The organism is Pseudomonas sp. MPC6 (assembly GCF_006094435.1).
GTDB lineage: Bacteria > Pseudomonadota > Gammaproteobacteria > Pseudomonadales > Pseudomonadaceae > Aquipseudomonas.
Map to the genome: position 1 here is coordinate 1 of NZ_CP034780.1, position 4268 is coordinate 4268.

Sequence of the window (4268 nt, forward strand, 5' to 3'; positions counted from 1 at the left end):
TTCACTTCCTTGTGCAGACCCTCGATGGGTATGGGCTATTGGACGGTAAGGATTGATAAAGGATATTAATTAAGCCACTGGAAACGCAGGCAGCACAACGGGTTAGCTGTGTGGGCACAGAGCCAGTATTCATGCGGGTTCGGGTGGCGGTAAAACTTGCGGGGAGGTCGGTGATCTCTATCCGGAATTATCCGTCTTCAAAATCAACACCTTATATGATTCACCACCTTGGACGCGTTGGCAAGGAAAAACGCACGTGCCACTCAGGGCTCCTGTAGACGCCTGTAAGGCTATGCAATCAATTGTGATGCCATACCCACTATATGCAATGCAAGTCTTCTTGTGTGGCCTTGCAGGTGGCTCTCAGGCGATATGTACAGACAGGCTAGGCTTTGTTCCAGTGCCGTTTAACCGTAGCGATGCCGATCTCAAGTTCCTCGGCGACCTGAGCTTGTGTCATGTCCTTAGCCTTGAGCTTCTGCACCGATGCTGTTGTGTCGGTTGCCTCTGGGCGCCCCAGCTTCTTACCTTCAGCCTTGGCACGCGTAAGCCCCGCCTGTGTCCGCTCGATCAGCAAGTCACGTTCAAACTCTGCCACGGCACCCAGTACCTGCATCGTCATCTTGCCTGCCGCACTGGTGAGGTCTACGCCGCCAAGGGCGAGGCAGTGAACACGGATGCCAACAGATGCCAAGTGTTCAACCGTCAGGCGTACATCCATCGCGTTACGGCCTAGGCGGTCCAGCTTGGTAACGATCAGCACGTCACCTGCTTCCATTCTATCAAGCAGCTTTTGAAAGCCGGGACGTTCCTTTGCAGCGATACTGCCCGAGATTGTTTCCTCGACTACCCGGCTGCCCTGTACATCGAAGCCAGCGGCTTTCACTTCTTGCACCTGGTTCTCGGTGAACTGGGTTGCGGTGCTGACGCGGCAGTAAAGGAACGTGCGGGACATGGCGGGTGATCCTTGGCATCACTTAAGGTGGTATCAGTGTATCAAGGCATCATCAAGCAAGTAAGTCTATTTTAATGATACCGAATACCGCCCGTCCGGAAGGTATCGTCTAACGGTCGTTTGTTGATGCCAATGTTTGACGGCTGAGGCTGCTGGCCTGACCGGTGATGAAGGCGCTCGATCCGAACGACTGCGGAGCGTTTCAGCTGCAATCCCCCGTCATGGCTGGATTCTCGTGCATGCGGAGCGCCCTGCTTGACCCCTTGTCGTTGGAACCCGCATAGATTGGTGTGTGTAGCCGATATGAGGGCCGCTGTTACCCTGCTGCTGGCCCCGATGGTGATAGATACCCGATAGATACTCGGTACTTCCTGGCAATCGCCCTGGTTAACGCCACCGTACGTGAAAAGTAGAGTACTGCCCCCCACATCCGATGGCAGATTTCACACAGGAACGCATAGGCGGCTGGATGGGAGCTGGTTCGCTGTCAGGCTGGCCCCTACACTGACCCCGACAGACACAACCAGACAGTGCCCTACATGCCAGCAATAACCATAGGCCGAATGGCCAAACTCTACGGATTACATCGCTCGACCTTGCACGAGGCTGTAGCTAAGGGCCGCGTATCTGCTAGCTTCGACGGTAAAGGACAGCGAGTGATAGACCTGTCTGAAATGATCCGCGTCTATGGCGAGCCTGTAGGGCGCCCTACACCTTTACCCGACACCCCGACACCATTGGCCGACAGTCGCCCTACACCCGCTGATACACCCGCTGGATGGGCTGACATGGTGATCGAGCTGCGGTTGTTACGTGAGGAAGTGGCTGGACTTCGCCAGGAGCTGCGGTTGATCGAACACAAGCCGACTGAGGTAAAGGTTGAGACGGTAGCAACACCCACCACAGTGGTTGAGCGGCCTCGGCCTGGATCATTTGCGGATCTGCTGGCTGGCCTGGATTAGTTCCCCAATCTTGCTTGCACCTGTTCCCACGATTCTCCTGGTCGGGCTAGTGCTGCCATCTCTGCCCTGGTTAGAGTCTTCCGTTTCGCAATTGGCTTTACTGATGACTTTGGTTTGAACGTGAAGATGAGGTGAGTTACTTGACGGCCTGTCTTGCGTTGATCCCAACTCACTGTCAGGGGGCTATGTTCGTTGATCTGTGACACTGCAGGATCAAGTACCCGCAATTTGAAGTCTTTGATCGAAGGGTAGCGGTTTTCCAACTGGAACCATTCACGGAGCTGGGCAACTTCAATCTCACGCAGACCGACGCTCTCCCATTGCATTATTAACTCGTACAGGCGGATAGCGTAGATGCTGTCCATCTTGGCTACGTCGGCCAGGGCGTACTTGGTAAATTGCTTTGTCAACTCGGTTAAGTAGGGCAGCATGTCTCTGTTGAACCGAAGTTCTACGCGGCCTTCACCTTCACGGTAAATGATCGTCTGCACCCAGCCTGTGACCATCACGCCGGGCATCTTTCCCCCGCCATTTGGCCCTACCGTTAGCCGGACTTCACGGCGCCTGAGCCGTATAGCTGCTTCCCTGAGTTCGCTGTAGGCGCCTTCTATGGAAATCCCCGCCATCTCTGCCAGGTGGGCGGCAGTCACTGAGTACATCACCTCGTCGGTAACGGGTTCGTCTCGACGTACCTGGCTGATACAGGCGAGCACGATCCGTTGCTCTTGAACGCTGAGGCGGTATGCGGCCTCGACCAGTGCATTGCTCTTGTACACCATCGGTGAGGACATGCCCGGCTCCTTGTAATGTTAGGTCACTGTAACACGGTCCTAACTTCCAAGGGATCTGTCCCCACATGGCAAGGGATCTGTCCCTTTAAGGCAAGGGATCTGTCCCCACATGGCAAGGGATCTGTCCCTTTATGAGTCCTGAACGCCCCGCCAGATGTGGTCTGTAGGCTGCCTAAAAGGGTTTAAAAGGGAAAAGTAAAACTACGCGGGCGAGGAAGCTGGCCTAGCCACCTATTCCCTTGGCACTCTGGTGAGCGAGTATCTGGACATCACTCTAGGCGAGAATCACATCTGGCAATCGGCCAGAACCGTCCATGTGGTGGTCGGTGTCTAACCCCTATTCGGTGCATGTCTCGCTCAGCAGAGGCTGATTTTAGAATATCCATGGCCTACAAGCTCCTATAAGCCTGTATAAGCACGACTAATCTATTATATGCTGTCTGCCAATGGTATGCGTTTAAAGTGTCTCACGTGACGCTACAGGAGCCTACAGGCGGATGTAGATGGTTGGGCTGTCGTAGGTGCTGCAATCTCGGTCTTGGCTTGGACTTGAATTAGCCTTGGTTCCGGGATCTGTACTGGTGCACCTTGGTCAGGTGTTGCAACGGCCAGCAACCAGGCCAGTAGTAGGTTGGCCAGAAACTTGATGGCATCGCTTAGTAAGTCGACTAGCAGGTCAATAAGTATTTGTTTCATATCGTTCACCGAGTGATTAGGTGAACGTATTTAGTACGATAAAAAACGGTGTCAGCAGCGGTGGTTTGCATGAAATTCACCGCAACTAAGCCACACCGGTTTGCCAGGCGGTAGCATGGCCTAGACCCGCTTGCTCAGGTTGCTTTGCGGGGCTTTATGGCTGGTTTGCGGCAGGTTGCATACGCGAGCCATCGAATCGTCTGATCCGAATAGGCTGGCCATTTTCATCTTCATAGACCACTTTGCCTCGCTGCTTGGCCAAGTAGCTCAACCATTCGATGGCGGCATTCATGTCGGCTTGATCGTTAGACTTGAGTCGCATGGCATCCCTTGCATCGCAGTATATGTTGGCATAACCCTCTGGGTTTAGGCTTTGCCAGAGGTTATGGACCAGGCCAATGAGGCCATATGTATCGTAGGTGCCGTCAAGCCGCTTTCGTATCGAACCAGCGTTTTCCACCCGGCCTTTAGGTACGGCTATCCAACAGTGGTAGTGGATCTGCTTGGCCGTTTCCAACTCATTGCACCAGCCGTACGCGCTTCGCTTGATCTGTTGACCGCCCCATATGCGTTGCCTGAACTTATTGTCTCGTAGCTGAGCGAATAGCTCGCTGACTCTATCGTTGGCAACGTCAGGTTGGATCAGTGGCGTGGTGTCGTCGTTCTTTGGTAGATGCAGGTCGAACCGAACCAGGAAGACATCCTGATAGTGGCTCGTGATGGCCTCCATCTGATTGATGAACTTGTCCAAGGCTTCTTTTATGAGCGGTGATTGGCCATCACGGTATTGGACTGGGTAGCCACGGTAGGTGCTTTCAGTAAGCAAGGTGTAGTCAGGTTGAAGCTGTCTCTTAGGCATGTGGT

3 protein-coding genes are annotated in these 4268 nt (G+C 53.9%); all 3 read right to left on the reverse strand.

All coding sequences use genetic code 11. From position 1 onward, the window contains the following. Positions 1–385: 385 nt before the first annotated feature. The 3 genes from ELQ88_RS00005 to ELQ88_RS00020 all read right to left on the reverse strand — a co-directional run bounded on the left by ELQ88_RS00005 (position 386) and on the right by ELQ88_RS00020 (position 4263). Positions 386–955: a recombinase family protein gene (locus ELQ88_RS00005; protein WP_138962760.1), complete on the reverse strand. Its 570-nt coding sequence runs from the start codon at positions 953–955 to the stop codon at positions 386–388. 958 nt (positions 956–1913) lie between these two features. Next, positions 1914–2708 (reverse strand): replication initiation protein, encoded by a 795-nt coding sequence (locus ELQ88_RS00015; protein WP_138962762.1) that lies wholly within the window; start codon positions 2706–2708, stop codon positions 1914–1916. Positions 2709–3558: 850 nt separating this feature from the next. After that, the gene (locus ELQ88_RS00020) at positions 3559–4263 is read right to left on the reverse strand and encodes an inovirus-type Gp2 protein (protein WP_138962764.1); all 705 of its coding nucleotides are present in this window, start codon (positions 4261–4263) and stop codon (positions 3559–3561) included. Between the last annotated feature and the right edge of the window lie 5 nt (positions 4264–4268).

Excerpts from the sequence above, each read along its gene's own strand:
- ELQ88_RS00005 (WP_138962760.1), bottom strand. The coding sequence starts at position 955 with ATGTCCCGCACGTTCCTTTACTGCCGCGTCAGCACCGCAACCCAGTTC.
- ELQ88_RS00015 (WP_138962762.1), bottom strand. The coding sequence starts at position 2,708 with ATGTCCTCACCGATGGTGTACAAGAGCAATGCACTGGTCGAGGCCGCA.
- ELQ88_RS00020 (WP_138962764.1), bottom strand. The coding sequence starts at position 4,263 with ATGCCTAAGAGACAGCTTCAACCTGACTACACCTTGCTTACTGAAAGC.